Origin of the sequence: Yersinia proxima (genome assembly GCF_902170785.1) — a bacterium.
In the GTDB taxonomy this organism is placed as follows: Bacteria; Pseudomonadota; Gammaproteobacteria; order Enterobacterales; family Enterobacteriaceae; genus Yersinia; species Yersinia proxima.
This window is the reverse complement of record NZ_CABHYG010000004.1, coordinates 520,225-536,518: the sequence shown is the minus strand read 5'-3', so window position 1 is coordinate 536,518 and position 16,294 is coordinate 520,225. Positions and strand designations below refer to the sequence as shown.

Genomic DNA, 16,294 nt, shown 5'->3' with positions numbered 1-16,294 from the left:
TTGGTTTTTTCTACAGAATATTGATCTTAACCCGAATATTACCTCTATAAGGGTAGATAGAGCGCTGGGGCCATACTACGTAAGGATTAAGCCTTTATGTTATCATTCGGTTTTCCTGAACTGGCAATCCTACGGTGGAAGACAATCCTTCATGCTGGAAGCTAAAGATCTAACCTGCATCCGTGATGAAAGAATCTTATTTCAACAGCTCAGTTTTTGTGTAGCTGCGGGGGAGATTGTGCAGGTCGAGGGGCAAAACGGAGCAGGTAAAACCAGCTTGCTGCGTATCCTGGCGGGCCTTGCTGATGCCGACGAAGGGCAGGTAAATTGGTTGGGGGAGAATATTCGCCGCGACCGCGCCCGTTATCATCAAGATTTACTCTTTTTAGGCCATCAGCCGGGAATCAAATCGGTACTCACTCCTTTTGAGAATTTGGCCTTTTATCAGTCGGTATCTCAACAGGTTGATAGCGCTGCCATCTGGCAGGCGTTATCTCAAGTCGGGTTGGTGGGATATGAAGATTTGCCGGTATCGCAGTTATCTGCGGGTCAGCAACGGCGGGTGGCTTTAGCTCGTTTGTGGTTGAGTCAGGCTCCGTTATGGATTTTGGATGAGCCACTGACCGCAATTGATAAACAGGGGGTTAGCACCTTGTTGGCTCTGTTTGTGGAACATGCCGCCAAAGGAGGCATGGTGCTGCTCACCACTCATCAGGAGTTGGATGGTGTCGGGCAGCAGGTACGTAAAATTCGTTTAACCAACACGCAGGAGAATTAATGTTTATTAGCGTGTTGCGCCGTGAATTAAAAATTGCCTTCAGAAAAGGTGCAGAAATCGTTAATCCGCTCTGGTTTTTTCTGATTGTCATTACCTTGTTTCCGCTGGGTATAGGCCCAGAGCCACAATTACTGGCGCGTATTGCGCCAGGTATCGTCTGGGTTGCAGCATTGCTGGCATCATTATTATCACTGGAGCGACTCTTCCGTGATGATTTTCACGATGGCTCGCTTGAGCAATTGTTGTTGTTACCCAGCCCGCTGACACTCTCGGTGTTAGGCAAAGTGTGTGCTCACTGGGTTGTTACCGGGCTGCCTTTACTGATTTTATCGCCGTTAGTGGCTTTATTACTTTCCCTTGATAGCAATACGGCCATTGCGATGGCGCTGACACTGCTACTGGGAACGCCGACGTTAAGTTTTATCGGCGCAATCGGTGTGGCGTTAACGGTGGGATTGCGTAAGGGAGGCGTTTTACTGAGTTTATTGGTATTGCCGCTGTATATTCCGGTGTTGATATTTGCTACTGCAACCATTGATGCGGCTTCAATGTCATTACCCATCGATGGTTATCTGGCGATTTTGGGCGCGATGTTGGTGGGGAGCGCGACACTGGCACCTTTTGCTACCGCGGCTGCATTGAGAGTGAGTGTGCACTAGCTGTTTAGGGCGGGTATAAGTAATAAAAGATTTATAAGAAGAAGAAAAGAGTAGCGATTTTCAGAATCTTAAGCGCGGTAGCCAACGCCAGTCAGAGCAGATTGTGCGCCGAACCCTGCACCGGTATTACCACCAGTGGTGATGCCCGTCCAATTTTAATGTGAGCAATGAAAAATGTGGAAATGGTTTCATCAATTCGCTAAACCTGAACGGCTCTATCAGCTATGTGGCCGGTTTATTCCATGGTTGGGCATCGGGGCTGTTATCTGCCTGATTGTGGGCTGGGTGTGGGGCTTTGGTTTCGCGCCGTCGGATTACCAGCAAGGTGATAGCTTCCGTATCATGTATTTGCATGTCCCGGCGGCGATTTGGTCGATGGGCATTTATATGTCGATGGCTATCGCGGCGTTTGTCGGTTTGGTCTGGCAAATGAAAATGTCCGATAACGTCGTGGCCGCCATGGCCCCGGTGGGGGCAGTATTTACCTTTATTGCCTTGGTTACCGGTTCGGCCTGGGGTAAACCCATGTGGGGAACATGGTGGATCTGGGATGCGCGACTAACCTCCGAGTTGGTGCTGTTATTCCTCTATCTGGGGGTGATCGCCCTGTATAACGCTTTTGAAGACCGCAAACTGGCTGGGCGCGCCGCCGGTATTTTGGTACTGGTCGGCGTGGTCAATATCCCCATTATTCATTTCTCTGTCGTGTGGTGGAATACCTTACATCAAGGTTCGACTAACATGCAGCAAAGCATTGATCCGAGCATGCGATCCCCGCTGCGCTGGGCTATTTTGGGTTATCTATTCTTCTTTATCACCCTGACATTAATGCGCCTGCGCAATCTAATTTTGCAGCAAGAGCGCCACCGGCCTTGGGTTGCCGCTTTGTTGCGTAAGGAGCCTCGTGTATGAATCCGGCCTTTAATTCCTGGGCGGCATTTTTTGCCATGGGAGGCTATGCCTTTTATGTCTGGCTGGCGATAGCGGCAACGGTCTTATCGCTGCTTGGCCTATGGATACACACGGTATGGCAGCACAAACAATTACTAGCGGATATTAAGCGCCGTGAGGCGAGAGAGCACCGTATTCGTCAGGCAAATCAGGCGCAACATGCCGTTCGTTCGCAGGAGAAACAACAGTGAACCCACGTAGAAAAAGTCGGCTCTATCTGGCGATTGTGGTTCTAATCGGTATCGGTTTGACCACCACTCTGGTGCTGTACGCGCTGCGTTCTAATATTGATTTGTTTTATACGCCGGGCGAAATTTTGCAGGGCAAAGGCGAGCGCCATGAGAAGCCGGAAATCGGTCAGCGCTTACGTATCGGCGGTATGGTGATGCCGGGTTCGGTGAAGCGTGACGACAAAACGTTAGAAATGAGTTTTAAGGTTTATGATGCGCGTGGTGCCGTCACAGTGACCTATACCGGCATTCTGCCCGACTTGTTCCGTGAGGGGCAGGGCGTGGTGGCACAAGGCGTCTTTGCTGAAGGAAATACCATCAATGCCAAAGAAGTCTTGGCAAAACATGATGAAAAATACACGCCACCGGAAGTCAAAGAGGCGATGAAAGAAAACCATACCCGCCCGGCTGAGGCCTACAACAGCACTGCTGCACAAGGTAATGCCTCATGATGCCCGAAATTGGCAGTTTCTTGTTATGTCTGGCGCTGGCAATTTCGCTATTGCTGAGCTTGTACCCGCAGTGGGGGGCGGCGCGTCAGGATGCCCGCATGATGGCAACCGGCAGGCCATTGACCTACGGTATGTTTGCCACCATCGCGCTGTCATTTATATGCCTTGTATATGCGTTTGTAGTAAATGATTTCACTGTCTCTTATGTGGCAGCGAACTCAAATTCACATCTGCCGGTCTATTACCGCATTGCGGCAACTTGGGGTGCGCACGAAGGCTCATTGTTGTTGTGGGTATTGCTACTCAGTTGTTGGTCACTGGCGGTGGCACTGTTTAGCCGCTCCATGCCGGATGATGCGGTCGCCCGTGTGTTGTCGGTATTGGGGATGATTACTGGCGGCTTTCTGCTATTTATTATTCTGACTTCGAATCCGTTCAACCGCACTTTGCCGGACTTCCCGATTGATGGCAATGACTTGAACCCGCTGTTGCAAGATGTCGGGCTGATTTTCCATCCACCTTTGCTTTATATGGGTTACGTCGGTTTCTCGGTGGCATTTGCTTTCGCCATTGCCTCTTTAATGGCCGGCAGGCTCGATAGTGCCTGGGCTCGCTGGTCACGCCCGTGGACTCAGGCCGCATGGGTGTTCCTGACGATGGGGATCGTGCTCGGTTCCGCCTGGGCTTACTATGAACTCGGCTGGGGCGGTTGGTGGTTCTGGGATCCGGTAGAGAATGCTTCCTTTATGCCGTGGCTGGCAGGGACGGCGCTGATTCATTCATTGGCCGTCACTGAAAAACGTGGAACATTCAAAGCGTGGACAGTATTGCTGGCAATTACCGCATTTTCTTTATGCCTGATGGGGACATTCCTGGTGCGCTCCGGTGTATTAGTCTCGGTGCACTCTTTCGCCTCTGATCCCGCGCGCGGCATGTTTATTTTGGCCTATTTAGTGATAGTTATCGGCGGCTCTTTGCTGCTGTATGCGGTTAAAGGCGCACAAGTGCGCAGCCGGACTCAGCATGAAGTGTTCTCGCGCGAGACATTCCTGCTGGGTAATAACGTACTGTTAATTGCTGCTATGTTGGTGGTATTGCTCGGTACCTTGCTGCCATTGGTCCACAAACAGCTTGGATTAGGCAGCATCTCCATCGGCGAACCCTTCTTTAATACCATGTTTACCTGGCTGATGGCTCCTATGGCGCTCTTAATGGGGATTGGCCCATTGGTGCGCTGGCGTCGCGATGAGCCAAGTAAGCTTTACAAGCGCTTGGGTGTGGCGCTGGTGGTCACTTTGCTCATGTCGATATTAGTCCCTTGGTTGCTGCAAGATACTATTGCCGGAATGACCGTAGTCGGCCTGATGATGGCTATCTGGGTGATTATCCTGACCGTGATGGAATTGCACGAACGCGCCACGCATCGTCATGGTTTCTGGCGTGGTCTGAGCCATCTTTCCCGTAGTCATTGGGGGATGGTGCTGGGGCACCTTGGGGTGGCGGTGACGGTGATCGGTATTGCGTTCAGTCAGAATTACAGTGTCGAACGCGATGTGCGCATGAAAGCTGGCGATAGCATCGATATCCACGATTATCACTTCGTATTCCGCGATGTTCATGATGTTAAAGGGCCAAACTATACCGGCGGTGTGGGCATTATTGATGTCACCCGAAACGGCAAACCTGAGGCGACCTTACATGCAGAAAAACGCTATTACAGTGTGGCTCGCTCGATGATGACGGAAGCCGCCATTGATGGTAGCCTGACACGTGATCTGTATGCTGCACTGGGTGAAGAGCTGGATGATGGCTCATGGGCGGTGCGCTTGTATTACAAACCATTCGTTCGTTGGATCTGGTATGGCGGGGTGTTTATGGCCATCGGCGGCATTTTCTGTATGTTTGATCCCCGCTATCGGATGAGCAAAAAGTTAAAACGCGGCGCGGCGACGGAGGCTAAATAATGAAATCTCAATCTTCATTCAATAAGCTGATGTTCATTCCACTGGTGCTCTTTCTGCTGCTGGTTGTGGCTTTTCTGGTGCAATTGACCCGCAATGCTAATGGCGATGATCCCACCATGCTGGAATCAGCGCTGATTGGCAAACCGGTACCGGCTTTTAAACTGGAATCCCTTGAGCAGCCGGGGAAAACTTTCGATCAGGCGGTATTGCATGACGGCAAACCCATGTTGCTCAATGTCTGGGCGACCTGGTGCCCGACGTGCCGTGCCGAGCATGAATATCTGAATAAGCTGGCGGCGCAGGGTATTCGTGTGGTGGGGTTGAACTATAAAGATGATCGCGCCAAAGCGGTGCAGTGGCTTAATTCGCTGGGTAATCCTTACGCGCTGAGTTTGTATGATGGCGATGGCATGTTGGGGCTGGATCTGGGGGTTTATGGCGCGCCGGAAACTTTCTTGATCGACGGCCAGGGCATTATTCGCTATCGCCATGCCGGTGATCTTAATGATCGCGTCTGGCAGCAGGAAATCCTGCCACTGTATAAAAAGTATCAGGGGGGCGCATGAGATTATTCAGCCTGACACTGGGCCTGATATTGGGTTGGAGTATTTTTGCGACCAATGTTTTTGCCGCCATTGATACTTACACCTTTAGCTCGGTGGAGCAGGAACAGCAGTATCGTGAGTTAACCGAGCAATTGCGTTGCCCTAAATGTCAAAACAACAGCATTGCTGATTCCAACGCCATCATTGCTGCTGATATGCGCGGCAAGGTGTACGAATTGCAGCAGCAGGGCAATTCTAAACAGCAAATCATTGATTATATGGTAGCCCGATACGGTAATTTCGTCACTTATGAGCCACCGGTGACGGCAGCAACTTTGATTTTGTGGGTCGGCCCGGCCATGTTTGTTCTGATTGGTGCGGTGATAGTGGTGTTACGCGCCCGGCGGCGGGTGGAAAAAGAGGCCTCACTTTCACCGCAGGAGCAGCAGCGGTTAGACATTCTGCTGGCTGAACAAAAACAACCTTCGGCTCCACACAAAAAGACGAACAGGAAACAACCATAATGGTTTTTTGGCTGATAGTGATTATTTTGCTGGCGGTCGCGGGTGCCTTGTTGGTCATTCCGGCGCTGCGACAAGAGAGCAATTCATCGGTAACTACCCGAGATGAGCTAAATAAAGCGATTTATCAAGACCGGTTATCTGAATTGGCAGAAGATGAAGCTCAGGGCGTAGTGGAACAGCGGCCTGAATTGATTCAGGAATTACAGCAAAATCTGTTAACTGACATTCCACATGAGTCAACTGAGGACGCAAGTCCAATTAACCGCTGGGTTTTGCTACCAGGTGTGGTGATTTTAGTGGTGGTCGCTGTAGGGCTATATCTGAAAACGGGCGGCTTGGCGCAAGTACAGGCGTGGCATCAGGTTGAAGCTCAGATGCCAGAACTGCGCGCCAGAGTCGCCAACGAACGGGCTGAGCCTCTGACCATGGAGGAAGTCGCACGTTTGGGGCTGGGATTACGGACGTCGTTGCAGCAAGATAGTGGCAACGTCAACGATTGGATGATGCTCGGCAGAGTGGGCATGGCACTGAATAATGCCACCACCGCAACTCAGGCGTTTGCTAAAGCATACCAACTTGCGCCCGATAATAATGATGTCAGGCTGGGCTATGCTGAAGTGCTGACTCGTTCCAACGATCCGCAAGATAATCAGTTGGCAACCAAGATGTTACGCACTATGGTCGGGCAGGATCACACCAACTTGCGTGCTATGAGTTTATTAGCTTTTAATGCTTTTGAGCAGGGTGATTTTAAACAAGCCATTGGCGCGTGGGAAGTTATGCTAAAATTGCTGCCTGCGGGTGATTCTCGCATCGAAGTGATAAAACGCAGTATTGCACAAGCGAAATCACAGGCAGGGCAGGAAACAGCTACACTGGGAATAGAGGTTTCGTTGTCACCAGAGGCTGTCCAGAAATTACCCCAGCAAGGGGCGCTGATTATCTCGGTAACGGATGGCACAAACCCGATCCCCGTTGCAGTAAAACAGCTGCCTTTGAGTCGATTCCCGCTATCAGTGACGCTGGATGATAGCAATGCAATGATGCCGGAGCGTTTGCTCTCCTCGTTGCAACAGGTGAAAGTGCGTGCGCGTATTTCACTGGATGGCACTGCCAATCCGCAGCCCGGTGACTGGTTTGGTGAAAGTGGTGTGCAGGATTTCGGCACGAAAGGGCAGTCACAAACTATTCATGTTCAGATAAACAAACAGATCCCTTAAATATAAGGGGCTGGAAAGAATTTCATGGAGAAAGATATGAACTACCGCCTGATTGGGCTGGCTTTTGCAACCGTACTATTAATAGGCTGCGCCAGTAGCTCGCCGGATCAAATGGAGCAGGGCCGCTCAGATCCGCTGGAAGGTTTTAACCGGGCAATGTTCAATTTTAACTATGAGGTTCTTGACCCTTATCTCGTGCGTCCGGTGGCTGTTGCTTGGCGTGATTATGTGCCACAACCTGCGCGTAATGGGATGAGCAACTTCCTGGGTAACCTTGAAGAGCCAGCCAGCATGGTTAACAGCTTCCTGGTCGGTGACCCGTACAACGCCATGAAGCACTTTAACCGCTTCTTCCTCAACACTATTTTGGGGATGGGGGGCTTAATAGATGTGGCCGGTATGGCGAATCCAAAACTGGCAAAAAAAGTGCCGAACCGTTTTGGTAGCACGTTGGGGCACTATAATGTTGGCTATGGCCCTTATGTAGTATTACCGGGCTATGGCAGCTTCACGATCCGTGAAGATGGTGGCAATGCGGCTGATTACGTCTATCCAGTGCTGAGTTATCTGACTTTCTGGATGTCGGCAGGTAAATGGATGTTGGAAGGGGTTGAAACTCGTGCTCAACTGTTAGATTCAGACGGTTTGCTTCGTAACTCCTCCGATCCCTATTTGATGGTACGTGAGGCTTACTTCCAGCGCTATGATTTCCTGGCGAACGGCGGGCAGTTAAAACCAGAAGTTAACTCGAATGCTCAGGCTATTGAGGGTGATTTGGAAAGTATCGATTCACCTAACTGATCGGTGTGCTATCTCGATGCATAAAAAAGCGCCGCGAGGCGCTTTTTTGTTGCTGCTGTATCTATGTAGTTGAAGGCTGTATACTCATTGTAGATACATAAAGTAAAAGGTGTGATTATGCGAGCTCAAGCCACATTACAAAAATGGGGCAATAGTGTTGCCTTACGGTTGTCGGGTAATCTTAAAACTATCCCTAATTTTGAGGTGGGTGACACTGTTGATATCGATATCAGCGAACAAGGATTAGTGATTCAAAAAGTCGTCAAAAAGCCATTGACTGAAGAAAGCCTGCTTGCCGGACTTAGCGCTTACACGGCACATGCTGATGAACTTACACATCCCACGGAGAGGGAGCTTGATTATTAATGTATATACCAAAGCGAGGCGATATTTGTTGGTTGGATTTTGAACCAACGAAAGGGAAAGAGATTGGCAAATATCGTCCTGCTCTTATTCTTTCACATGAAACATATAACCGCCTAACCGGATTGGTGATGTGTTGTCCTGTGAGTAGCAGTGTTCGTGGCGCACCTACCGAAGTTCCGGTTACCAACCTTGATGCACCTTGTGTTGTGGCAACAACCCTAATCCAAACCTTTGACTGGCGTCAGCGTAAGGCTAAATTTCTGATTGAATCAGAATCGGGTTTATATAATGAGGTGTTAGCGAGACTTATCCCGCTCATTGGCGGTGAACATCTACTCTCTTCTCAGGGATTGAATAAATAAAAAAGCGCCGCGAGGCGCTTTTTTGTGGGCAACTATTGTTAGGAAAACAACGTTGCCAATCATGGTTATCAGAAAGCGTAGTTGAAGTTCACGCCATACAGCAGTGCGCTACCTTTAGAGTCGAACTCATAAGTTGTTCCGCCCAATGCTGTTGGTGTTTTTTCCGTGATGTGCACGTTCTGGCCATGCATATAGGAAATACCCACGTCAACTGATGCATCTTTGTTAAATGCATAGGTAGTACCCGCACTGATCCAGAAACGGTCTTGGTCTGGAATCGAAATAGTGCGGTTATCTGCTGGAACCGGGCTGTCATCGAAAGCAATACCGGTACGGAACGTCCAGTTATCATCGTAATAATAAGTAGTACCCAGCGCGATACGGTAAGCATCGTGGAAGCCTTCTTGCTTCTCAAACAGAGTGTTACCGTTGGTTCCGGTGGCTTTCAGCTCTTTGAACTGGCTCCAACTGGTGTAGGCCAGGCTGTAGTGAATCGCCCATTGTGGTGCGACACGGTTATAGCCGGACACTTCCCACACTTCTGGCAGATTCAGCGTTAATGCACCTGGAATCACTGCACCACCTGTGCCACTTGGCGGTGGCAACTGGCTGCTGAAATCACCATCAAAGTCTATTTTCACTTTGGAGCGATAGGTGAGGCTGTAGCGGTTCTCTTTATCCACTTCATACAGAACGCCCGCATTCCAACCATAACCCCACTTGGTTCCTTCCATACGTGTGACTTCAGTACTGGCTGGGATAACCCCTCGGCCAGCTTCACCAATATGGCGCACAATTTTTGCATCGGCATAAACTGCATCAAAACCCAAACCAAAACTGAAGTTTTCATTCAAGCGATAAGCCGCGCTCAGATTGAGGTTTGCGGTTTTCAGGTCAGTCTGGCCACCCAGAGAACCAACGATATAATCATCATTAAATTCAGTGGCTAAACCGTAGTTTGAGGTGCCGGAAGCACCAATTGCCCATTGCTCATTCAGCGGCATAATAAAATGGATATTGGGGATCCACTCTGATGGCGCGATGTTTTTGGCACTGGTACTTCTGCCCGATATGGGTGATGTTCCACTGATATCAACGTTGGGATCGACATACACGACACCACCGGAGAACGACGGGCGGTCGAACAAGGTCATTGCGGCGGGGTTGCGGCTACCAACAGAAGCATTGTCAGCAACAGCGCCTTCACCAGAGAAAGAGCGGCCCAACGCAGCTGCTGAATATTCATTCAGCTGGAACCCGGCTGCAGAAACGTTTGAAGAAATTATTGCCACTGCAGCTGCCAGAGCTGATCGGGTAAACAGGTTTTTCTGGTTCATGACCAAAACCTCATTATTTTAATTAATGTTACATACCGTAACAAGAGAATGCGGGATTGTAGGGTCCGTTATCGGTCAGACAAAGCAGACCAGTGGCTGAAGTATAGGTCTGACCAGCGAGGGTGTTGCAAGTATGTTTTGACATTTGGTCTAATTTGATTGCAAAAAATAGACGTAGTTAACAAAAAACTCACAAATATGTAGCAATTATTACATCATTGATGATTGAACAAACAATTCGAGTGTGATTTCTGTCACTTAATAGGCCTATAAACAGTAAGTCCTAGTGCCAGATGACTGACGGTAGTAAAATAGCGCCAGAGAAAATATTTTTTGCACCATGTCTTATTTGTTTGCGCTAATTGTCATTTGCGCTGCCTGATAGGCAATTTGCACCTATTTTGAAATGTCCGTTGAGGAGAATTGAAGATGTCAGATGCAATTAATCGCTGTAGCGCGGAAGAAACCGCAGCCTGCTGCTGTATAGATGTAGGCACTATCATGGATAATACTGATTGCACCGCGTCCTATAGCTGTGTATTCGACAACCGTGCAGAAGCTGAAGCGATGCTGAAAACGCTAACTGAAAAAGCGCGTGCTGTTGAATCAGAACCTTGCCTAATTGAGCATAAGTTGGAAGAAACTGAAGGCGGTGTACGTTTAACTGTTGATTTCACCTTTGCCTGCCAGGCTGAAACCATGATTTTTCAGTTAGGCCTGCGTTAATCCGCACTGACTCAGTTCAGCTGAATACCTAAAAACGCGGAGCTTCTGGCTTCGCGTTTGTTTTTGGATGATTTACCTTCTGAATTCATTACATTTGATATCACTCCCAGATAAGTTATTAGCCTGTCAGTTCTTCTCACTCCCCATTTTTAGTCTGAAAAGTTGCTCCTGCTCTCACTTTCCTGTTCTATAGGTTTACCAAATGTAAATATTTGGTTAACAATAATTGGATCAGGTCAGACCTGTTATTTGTTATGCTTTAATCAAAGCCACTTTGACTTATCAGGAGCATTTATGAGTAAGCCATTACCGCTAGTGACGCGCGCGGGCGATCGCATTGCAATAGTCAGCGGCCTGCGAACCCCCTTTGCCAAGCAGGCAACTGCTTATCATGGCGTGCCAGCTGTAGATTTAGGCAAGATTGTGGTCAGTGAATTATTAGCCAGAAGTGGTATTGCTCCTGAATTGATTGATCAACTGGTATTTGGTCAAGTGGTACAGATGCCAGAAGCGCCAAATATTGCTCGTGAAATAGTATTGGGCACGGGCATGAGTGTGCATACCGATGCTTATAGTGTTTCGCGCGCATGTGCGACCAGCTTTCAGGCGGTGGCGAATGTGGCGGAAAGCATCATTGCTGGCTCCGTCACTGTAGCGATTGCCGGCGGTGCAGATTCCTCTTCTGTTTTGCCTATTGGTGTCAGCAAAGCACTGGCGAGAACCTTGGTTGACGTCAATAAAGCCCGAACGTTATCCCAACGATTGAAATTATTTAGTCGCTTAAAACTGCGTGATTTGCTGCCGGTAGCACCTGCGGTTGCCGAGTATTCAACAGGTTTGCGCATGGGGGATACGGCCGAGCAGATGGCAAAAACCTATGGAATTAGCCGTGAGGATCAGGATGCGTTAGCGCTGCGTTCTCACCAAATGGCGGCACAGGCCTGGCAACAGGGGTTATTACACGATGAGGTGATGACGGCTTATATTCCACCTTTTAGTGATGCCATCACTGAAGATAATAATATCCGCAAAGATTCCACTATGGAGCAATATGCCAAATTACGTCCGGCATTCGATCGCAAACATGGCAGTGTCACGGCTGCGAACAGTACACCACTGACCGACGGTGCAGCCGCCGTCATAATGATGAGTGAATCAAAAGCGAAGGAATTGGGTCTCCAGCCGTTAGGTTACTTGCGCAGCTTTGCTTTTTCGGCCATTGATGTCTGGCAAGACATGTTATTAGGCCCCTCTTATGCCACACCATTAGCACTCGATCGCGCCGGAATCACCCTGGCAGACTTAACTCTTATCGATATGCATGAAGCATTCGCTGCACAAACACTAGCGAATCTGAAAATGTTTGCCAGTGATAGCTTTGCGCGTGAAAAACTGGGGCGTAGTCAGGCTATTGGTGAGGTTGATATGAGTAAATTTAACGTATTAGGTGGCTCCATTGCTTATGGTCACCCCTTTGCGGCAACTGGTGCACGTATGATTACTCAAACACTGCATGAGTTACGGCGCCGTGGTGGTGGGCTTGGGCTAACGACCGCATGTGCTGCGGGTGGTTTAGGCGCAGCAATGATTGTGGAGGTGGAGTAATGAGTCAGGGAAATACGCTTAACAGTGGTGATGAAACGACCCCGGTGGAAGCTGTCGCTCCGGCCCATTCTGTATTCACCCTCAGTGTTCGGCCCGACAATATTGGTATCATTACTGTTGATGTTGTCGGTGATAAAGTGAACACCTTAAAAGCTGAATTCGCAGAACAAATTGCTGAAATACTGCAACAAGCACAGGCCTTGAGTCAATTACAAGGCTTAGTGATTATTTCTGGTAAACCGGACTCTTTTATCGCCGGTGCTGATATCACCATGATTGCCGCTTGTCGCACAGCGCAGGATGCCCGAGTTCTGGCTCAGAAAGGTCAATCCATTCTGGCACAAATCGCGGCATTCCCTGTGCCGGTAGTCGCCGCTATCCACGGTGCTTGCCTTGGCGGTGGTCTGGAACTGGCGCTGGCATGCCATAGCCGAATTTGCTCACAGGATGATAAAACCGTGCTCGGTTTGCCAGAAGTGCAATTGGGGCTGCTGCCTGGTTCGGGAGGCACTCAGCGTTTGCCACGCCTGGTGGGGGTTAGTAAGGCACTGGATATGATACTCACGGGCAGGCAGGTTCGTGCGCGACAGGCACTTAAAATGGGGCTGGTGGACGATGTAGTGCCACAGGATATTTTGCTTGATGTGGCTATTCAGCGGGCAAAAGCCGGTTGGCTAGATAAGCCCGTATTGCCGTGGCAGGAGCGTCTACTCAGCGGCCCATTGGGTAAGGCATTGTTATTTAAGATTGTCCGTAAGAAAACGTTGGCGAAGACCAAAGGCCACTATCCCGCGGCAGAGCGTATTATCGATGTAGTACGTAAAGGATTGGATCACGGAGGCCCTGCTGGTTATGAAGCTGAAGCCAAGGCTTTTGGTGAACTGGCAATGACCCCTGAGTCAGCCGCATTACGCAGCTTGTTTTTTGCGACCACTTCGCTGAAAAAAGAGACCGGAGGCAAAGCGCAGCCTCGTGCGATCCATCGTGTAGGGGTTTTAGGGGGGGGCTTGATGGGCGGCGGTATTGCTAATGTCACTGCAACCCGTGCGGGTTTGTCGGTACGGATTAAAGATATCAATCCAACCGGAATTAATCAGGCGCTGAAATATACCTGGGATGCTTTAGGCAAGCGGGTGCGCAGTAAACGGATGCGCCCGGCTGAGCGGCAACGGCAGATGATGCTGATTTCCGGTAGCACCGATTATTGTGGTTTTGGCAATGTAGATATTGTGGTTGAAGCGGTATTTGAAGATCTATCGTTGAAACAGCAGATGGTGGCAGATATTGAGCATTTCGCGGCGTCTCACACTATTTTTGCCTCTAACACATCATCTCTGCCAATCAGCGACATCGCGGCACAGGCACTGCGGCCGGATCAGGTCATCGGCCTGCATTACTTTAGTCCGGTGGATAAAATGCCGTTGGTGGAAGTTATTCCGCATGCAAAAACGAGCGAAGAAACCATTGCCACCACCGTTGCCTTAGCACGCAAACAGGGCAAAACAGCGATTGTGGTCGCTGATCGTGCCGGATTCTATGTAAACCGTATTTTGGCTCCGTATATCAATGAAGCAGCCCGCTGCATATTAGACGGTGAACCTATCGATTCAGTTGATAAAGCTCTGGTCGATTTTGGTTTCCCGGTGGGGCCGATAATGTTGCTGGATGAAGTGGGAATTGATGTCGGCACCAAAATAATGCCCATTCTGGTAGAGAAGTTAGGGCCGCGGTTTGCCGCGCCGCCTTCATTTGATGTCATCTTGAAGGATGGGCGGAAAGGGCGTAAAAATGGTCGAGGTTTCTACCTTTACCCCGCTAAAACGAGCGGTTTCAAGTGGAAAAGAAGCCCCGCTAAGCAAGTTGACACCAGCGTGTATATCTTGCTCGGTGTGACACCGAAGGCGCATCTTGAATCTGCCGTAATAGCACAGCGCTGCACGATGATGATGCTGAATGAAGCCGCGCGCTGTTTGGATGAGTCGATCATTCGTAACCCGCGCGATGGGGATATTGGCGCGGTATTCGGGATTGGTTTCCCCCCGTTCTTGGGGGGGCCTTTCCGCTATATGGACAGTTTGGGCGCAGATAAAGTGGTCAAGACACTGAATTTACTTGCCCAGCAATATGGCGAGCGTTTTGAGCCTTGCGCATTATTGGTCACGATGGCTGAACAGCAAAAAAGGTTTTATTCACCTGAAAACAGCATGGATGAAGAGACAATTACCACTCATAATTAAGAGTGTGAACAAGATCACCACCTGTGATTCTAACCGATAAGGTGTCTGTACTCTGAGGACAACCCGCGATACCTTAACTAGAATTACGCAAAGTGACTATTCGTACCAAAATGAATGAATAGCCATTTATTGTGCAGGTGATAGAGTTTGGATTAAGCTATTGATATGGTTACTCTGTAACCAATCAAGGTTGGCTGTCGGTGTTACTGATGTAAAAACAGCCATTTTCTTTACCTTAAGTTTCAGGCAAAATGCCCGGCCGCCATAGAGAGACGGCGCGTTATCGTTATGAAGTTTCTTTGCTCTCAAGCAAAGGTTTCGGCGGTACAGCACGCAAAGCGTTTCTGTATAGCGTTATTTTGTTAACAAAAACGGTGCAATATGCAAGTTTTCATTATGCGTCACGGCGACGCGGCTCTTGACGCAGCCAGTGATGCGCAAAGGCCTCTGACTCTGTGTGGTCAAGATGAATCACGTCAGATAGCAAGCTGGTTAAACGACCAGTCTGTCGATGTTGAAAGGGTGTTGGTCAGCCCTTATTTACGCGCAGAGCAAACATTGGAAGTGGTGCGTGAAGTGCTGACGCTTCCGGCAGAGCAGGAAGTGATGCCAGAATTAACGCCAGGTGGGGATGCTGCTTTTGTTAGTTGCTATTTACAAGCACTGGCAAAAGAAGACTGCGCTGCAGTATTGGTCATTTCGCACTTGCCGCTGGTTGGCTATTTAGTGGCTGAACTGTGCCCAGGGCAATGCCCGCCGATGTTTGCGACGTCGGCCATCGCTTGTGTTGATTTGGATGACGAGACTGGAAAAGGGACGTTTGACTGGCAGGTTAGCCCGACGCAACTTTTAGCTAAGGCCTGTCACGGCTAAGTATCAATTGAGCCAATGATCAATGGGCGCGGCGTCACTGTCGCGCTCTTGTTATTTCTACCCATTTGTAATGGGTAGATTGTATGTATACACGCGTTAGCAAAAATGCATCACACCAGTCAATTCGGCTACTGTTCTAATTCGATTAGCACCAATAATGCCGCCGTGCCACCCCATTCTTTTGGGGCCTGATGAAATGCCAGCACATCTGGATGTTGCGCCAGCCATAGCGGTGTTTGTTGCTTCAGAACATGCTTGCCATGCCCATGCATCACACAGGCGCAATGGACATGTTCGCGTTTGCAGGCTGCAATTAGTGCGCCCAACTCCTGCTTGGCTTGTTTCTGCGTTAATCCGTGTAAATCCAAAAACATATCGGGTGAGTAATCACCGCGTCGCAGTTTTTTAACTTCAAAATGGTCAACACCTGGCCGCACATAGCGCGTGGGGCCTTCGGTATCCAACTGCGGTTGGAATTCATCAGAAAAATAATAGCTGGCATCAACCTGTTCTTGCAGCAATCGCTCCGGTGCAATTTTTTTACCTAATTTGGGCGGTGTGCGATGGACAATCGTATCTTGTTTTAGCTTCTTTGCTCCGGCTATCGACTCTTTAAAGAGCTGTAATTCGTCTGTTGTCAGGTGATATTTATTTTTCATTATCT

Annotated in this window: 18 protein-coding genes; 16 read left to right on the top strand and 2 right to left on the bottom strand. The window is 49.3% G+C overall.

The window, feature by feature from the left end; genetic code table 11:
* The first annotated feature begins 151 nt into the window (after window positions 1-151).
* From ccmA to FTB31_RS04375, 12 genes are all read left to right on the top strand, one after another.
* Window positions 152-778: a cytochrome c biogenesis heme-transporting ATPase CcmA gene (ccmA, locus tag FTB31_RS04430; RefSeq protein WP_077173811.1), complete on the top strand. Its 627-nt coding sequence runs from the start codon at window positions 152-154 to the stop codon at window positions 776-778.
* Window positions 778-1,437 (top strand): heme exporter protein CcmB, encoded by a 660-nt coding sequence (gene ccmB, locus FTB31_RS04425; protein WP_050076156.1) that lies wholly within the window; start codon window positions 778-780, stop codon window positions 1,435-1,437. The genes ccmA and ccmB overlap by 1 nt, the downstream gene beginning before the upstream one ends.
* Window positions 1,438-1,611: 174 nt before the next feature.
* On the top strand, window positions 1,612-2,349 hold the full coding sequence (locus FTB31_RS04420; protein WP_227726936.1) for a heme ABC transporter permease: 738 nt from the start codon (window positions 1,612-1,614) through the stop codon (window positions 2,347-2,349).
* Window positions 2,346-2,579 (top strand): heme exporter protein CcmD, encoded by a 234-nt coding sequence (gene ccmD / locus FTB31_RS04415; protein WP_227726934.1) that lies wholly within the window; start codon window positions 2,346-2,348, stop codon window positions 2,577-2,579. The genes FTB31_RS04420 and ccmD overlap by 4 nt, the downstream gene beginning before the upstream one ends.
* A complete protein-coding gene (ccmE, locus tag FTB31_RS04410; RefSeq protein WP_019083583.1) occupies window positions 2,576-3,070 on the top strand; it encodes a cytochrome c maturation protein CcmE in 495 nt (164 codons plus the stop codon). The genes ccmD and ccmE overlap by 4 nt, the downstream gene beginning before the upstream one ends.
* On the top strand, window positions 3,067-5,034 hold the full coding sequence (locus tag FTB31_RS04405; protein ID WP_227731149.1) for a heme lyase CcmF/NrfE family subunit: 1,968 nt from the start codon (window positions 3,067-3,069) through the stop codon (window positions 5,032-5,034). The genes ccmE and FTB31_RS04405 overlap by 4 nt, the downstream gene beginning before the upstream one ends.
* Entirely contained in the window at window positions 5,034-5,600 is a 567-nt protein-coding gene (locus FTB31_RS04400; RefSeq protein WP_005158625.1) for a DsbE family thiol:disulfide interchange protein, read from the top strand. The genes FTB31_RS04405 and FTB31_RS04400 overlap by 1 nt, the downstream gene beginning before the upstream one ends.
* Complete coding sequence (locus FTB31_RS04395; protein ID WP_050076150.1) at window positions 5,597-6,103, top strand: cytochrome c-type biogenesis protein; 507 nt, start codon at window positions 5,597-5,599, stop codon at window positions 6,101-6,103. Before FTB31_RS04400 ends, FTB31_RS04395 begins: the two co-directional genes overlap by 4 nt.
* A complete protein-coding gene (ccmI, locus tag FTB31_RS04390; protein WP_077173812.1) occupies window positions 6,103-7,323 on the top strand; it encodes a c-type cytochrome biogenesis protein CcmI in 1,221 nt (406 codons plus the stop codon). Before FTB31_RS04395 ends, ccmI begins: the two co-directional genes overlap by 1 nt.
* Before the next feature lie 36 nt (window positions 7,324-7,359).
* Window positions 7,360-8,124, top strand: coding sequence for a phospholipid-binding lipoprotein MlaA (gene mlaA, locus FTB31_RS04385; protein ID WP_072081724.1), 765 nt, complete (start codon window positions 7,360-7,362; stop codon window positions 8,122-8,124).
* Window positions 8,125-8,241: 117 nt separating this feature from the next.
* On the top strand, window positions 8,242-8,490 hold the full coding sequence (locus FTB31_RS04380; RefSeq protein WP_005171960.1) for an AbrB/MazE/SpoVT family DNA-binding domain-containing protein: 249 nt from the start codon (window positions 8,242-8,244) through the stop codon (window positions 8,488-8,490).
* Window positions 8,490-8,852: a type II toxin-antitoxin system PemK/MazF family toxin gene (locus tag FTB31_RS04375; protein WP_077173813.1), complete on the top strand. Its 363-nt coding sequence runs from the start codon at window positions 8,490-8,492 to the stop codon at window positions 8,850-8,852. Before FTB31_RS04380 ends, FTB31_RS04375 begins: the two co-directional genes overlap by 1 nt.
* Window positions 8,853-8,920: 68 nt before the next feature.
* Here the strand turns inward: FTB31_RS04375 and fadL are convergent, their stop codons facing one another.
* Window positions 8,921-10,189: a long-chain fatty acid transporter FadL gene (fadL, locus tag FTB31_RS04370; RefSeq protein ID WP_175627969.1), complete on the bottom strand. Its 1,269-nt coding sequence runs from the start codon at window positions 10,187-10,189 to the stop codon at window positions 8,921-8,923.
* Between the two features lie 429 nt (window positions 10,190-10,618).
* On the opposite strand from fadL, the gene FTB31_RS04365 reads away from it, so the two are divergent.
* From FTB31_RS04365 to sixA, 4 genes are all read left to right on the top strand, one after another.
* A complete protein-coding gene (locus FTB31_RS04365; RefSeq protein WP_072081930.1) occupies window positions 10,619-10,915 on the top strand; it encodes a YfcZ/YiiS family protein in 297 nt (98 codons plus the stop codon).
* A gap of 294 nt (window positions 10,916-11,209) precedes the next feature.
* On the top strand, window positions 11,210-12,520 hold the full coding sequence (fadI, locus tag FTB31_RS04360; protein ID WP_077295162.1) for an acetyl-CoA C-acyltransferase FadI: 1,311 nt from the start codon (window positions 11,210-11,212) through the stop codon (window positions 12,518-12,520).
* Window positions 12,520-14,757 (top strand): fatty acid oxidation complex subunit alpha FadJ, encoded by a 2,238-nt coding sequence (gene fadJ / locus FTB31_RS04355; protein WP_050078389.1) that lies wholly within the window; start codon window positions 12,520-12,522, stop codon window positions 14,755-14,757. Before fadI ends, fadJ begins: the two co-directional genes overlap by 1 nt.
* 381 nt (window positions 14,758-15,138) lie before the next feature.
* Complete coding sequence (gene sixA, locus FTB31_RS04350) at window positions 15,139-15,630, top strand: phosphohistidine phosphatase SixA (RefSeq protein ID WP_050078387.1); 492 nt, start codon at window positions 15,139-15,141, stop codon at window positions 15,628-15,630.
* Between the two features lie 128 nt (window positions 15,631-15,758).
* On the opposite strand, the gene smrB is transcribed toward sixA, so the two are convergent.
* Complete coding sequence (smrB, locus tag FTB31_RS04345) at window positions 15,759-16,289, bottom strand: endonuclease SmrB (RefSeq protein WP_077173816.1); 531 nt, start codon at window positions 16,287-16,289, stop codon at window positions 15,759-15,761.
* Window positions 16,290-16,294 lie beyond the last annotated feature (5 nt).

What these genes read in the sequence shown, in the direction of transcription:
- ccmA (WP_077173811.1), top strand. Translation starts at nt 152, where the DNA reads ATGCTGGAAGCTAAAGATCTAACCTGCATCCGTGATGAAAGAATCTTA.
- ccmB (WP_050076156.1), top strand. Translation starts at nt 778, where the DNA reads ATGTTTATTAGCGTGTTGCGCCGTGAATTAAAAATTGCCTTCAGAAAA.
- FTB31_RS04420 (WP_227726936.1), top strand. Translation starts at nt 1,612, where the DNA reads ATGTGGAAATGGTTTCATCAATTCGCTAAACCTGAACGGCTCTATCAG.
- ccmD (WP_227726934.1), top strand. Translation starts at nt 2,346, where the DNA reads ATGAATCCGGCCTTTAATTCCTGGGCGGCATTTTTTGCCATGGGAGGC.
- FTB31_RS04405 (WP_227731149.1), top strand. Translation starts at nt 3,067, where the DNA reads ATGATGCCCGAAATTGGCAGTTTCTTGTTATGTCTGGCGCTGGCAATT.
- FTB31_RS04400 (WP_005158625.1), top strand. Translation starts at nt 5,034, where the DNA reads ATGAAATCTCAATCTTCATTCAATAAGCTGATGTTCATTCCACTGGTG.
- FTB31_RS04395 (WP_050076150.1), top strand. Translation starts at nt 5,597, where the DNA reads ATGAGATTATTCAGCCTGACACTGGGCCTGATATTGGGTTGGAGTATT.
- ccmI (WP_077173812.1), top strand. Translation starts at nt 6,103, where the DNA reads ATGGTTTTTTGGCTGATAGTGATTATTTTGCTGGCGGTCGCGGGTGCC.
- mlaA (WP_072081724.1), top strand. Translation starts at nt 7,360, where the DNA reads ATGAACTACCGCCTGATTGGGCTGGCTTTTGCAACCGTACTATTAATA.
- FTB31_RS04380 (WP_005171960.1), top strand. Translation starts at nt 8,242, where the DNA reads ATGCGAGCTCAAGCCACATTACAAAAATGGGGCAATAGTGTTGCCTTA.
- FTB31_RS04375 (WP_077173813.1), top strand. Translation starts at nt 8,490, where the DNA reads ATGTATATACCAAAGCGAGGCGATATTTGTTGGTTGGATTTTGAACCA.
- fadL (WP_175627969.1), bottom strand. Translation starts at nt 10,189, where the DNA reads ATGAACCAGAAAAACCTGTTTACCCGATCAGCTCTGGCAGCTGCAGTG.
- FTB31_RS04365 (WP_072081930.1), top strand. Translation starts at nt 10,619, where the DNA reads ATGTCAGATGCAATTAATCGCTGTAGCGCGGAAGAAACCGCAGCCTGC.
- fadI (WP_077295162.1), top strand. Translation starts at nt 11,210, where the DNA reads ATGAGTAAGCCATTACCGCTAGTGACGCGCGCGGGCGATCGCATTGCA.
- fadJ (WP_050078389.1), top strand. Translation starts at nt 12,520, where the DNA reads ATGAGTCAGGGAAATACGCTTAACAGTGGTGATGAAACGACCCCGGTG.
- sixA (WP_050078387.1), top strand. Translation starts at nt 15,139, where the DNA reads ATGCAAGTTTTCATTATGCGTCACGGCGACGCGGCTCTTGACGCAGCC.
- smrB (WP_077173816.1), bottom strand. Translation starts at nt 16,289, where the DNA reads ATGAAAAATAAATATCACCTGACAACAGACGAATTACAGCTCTTTAAA.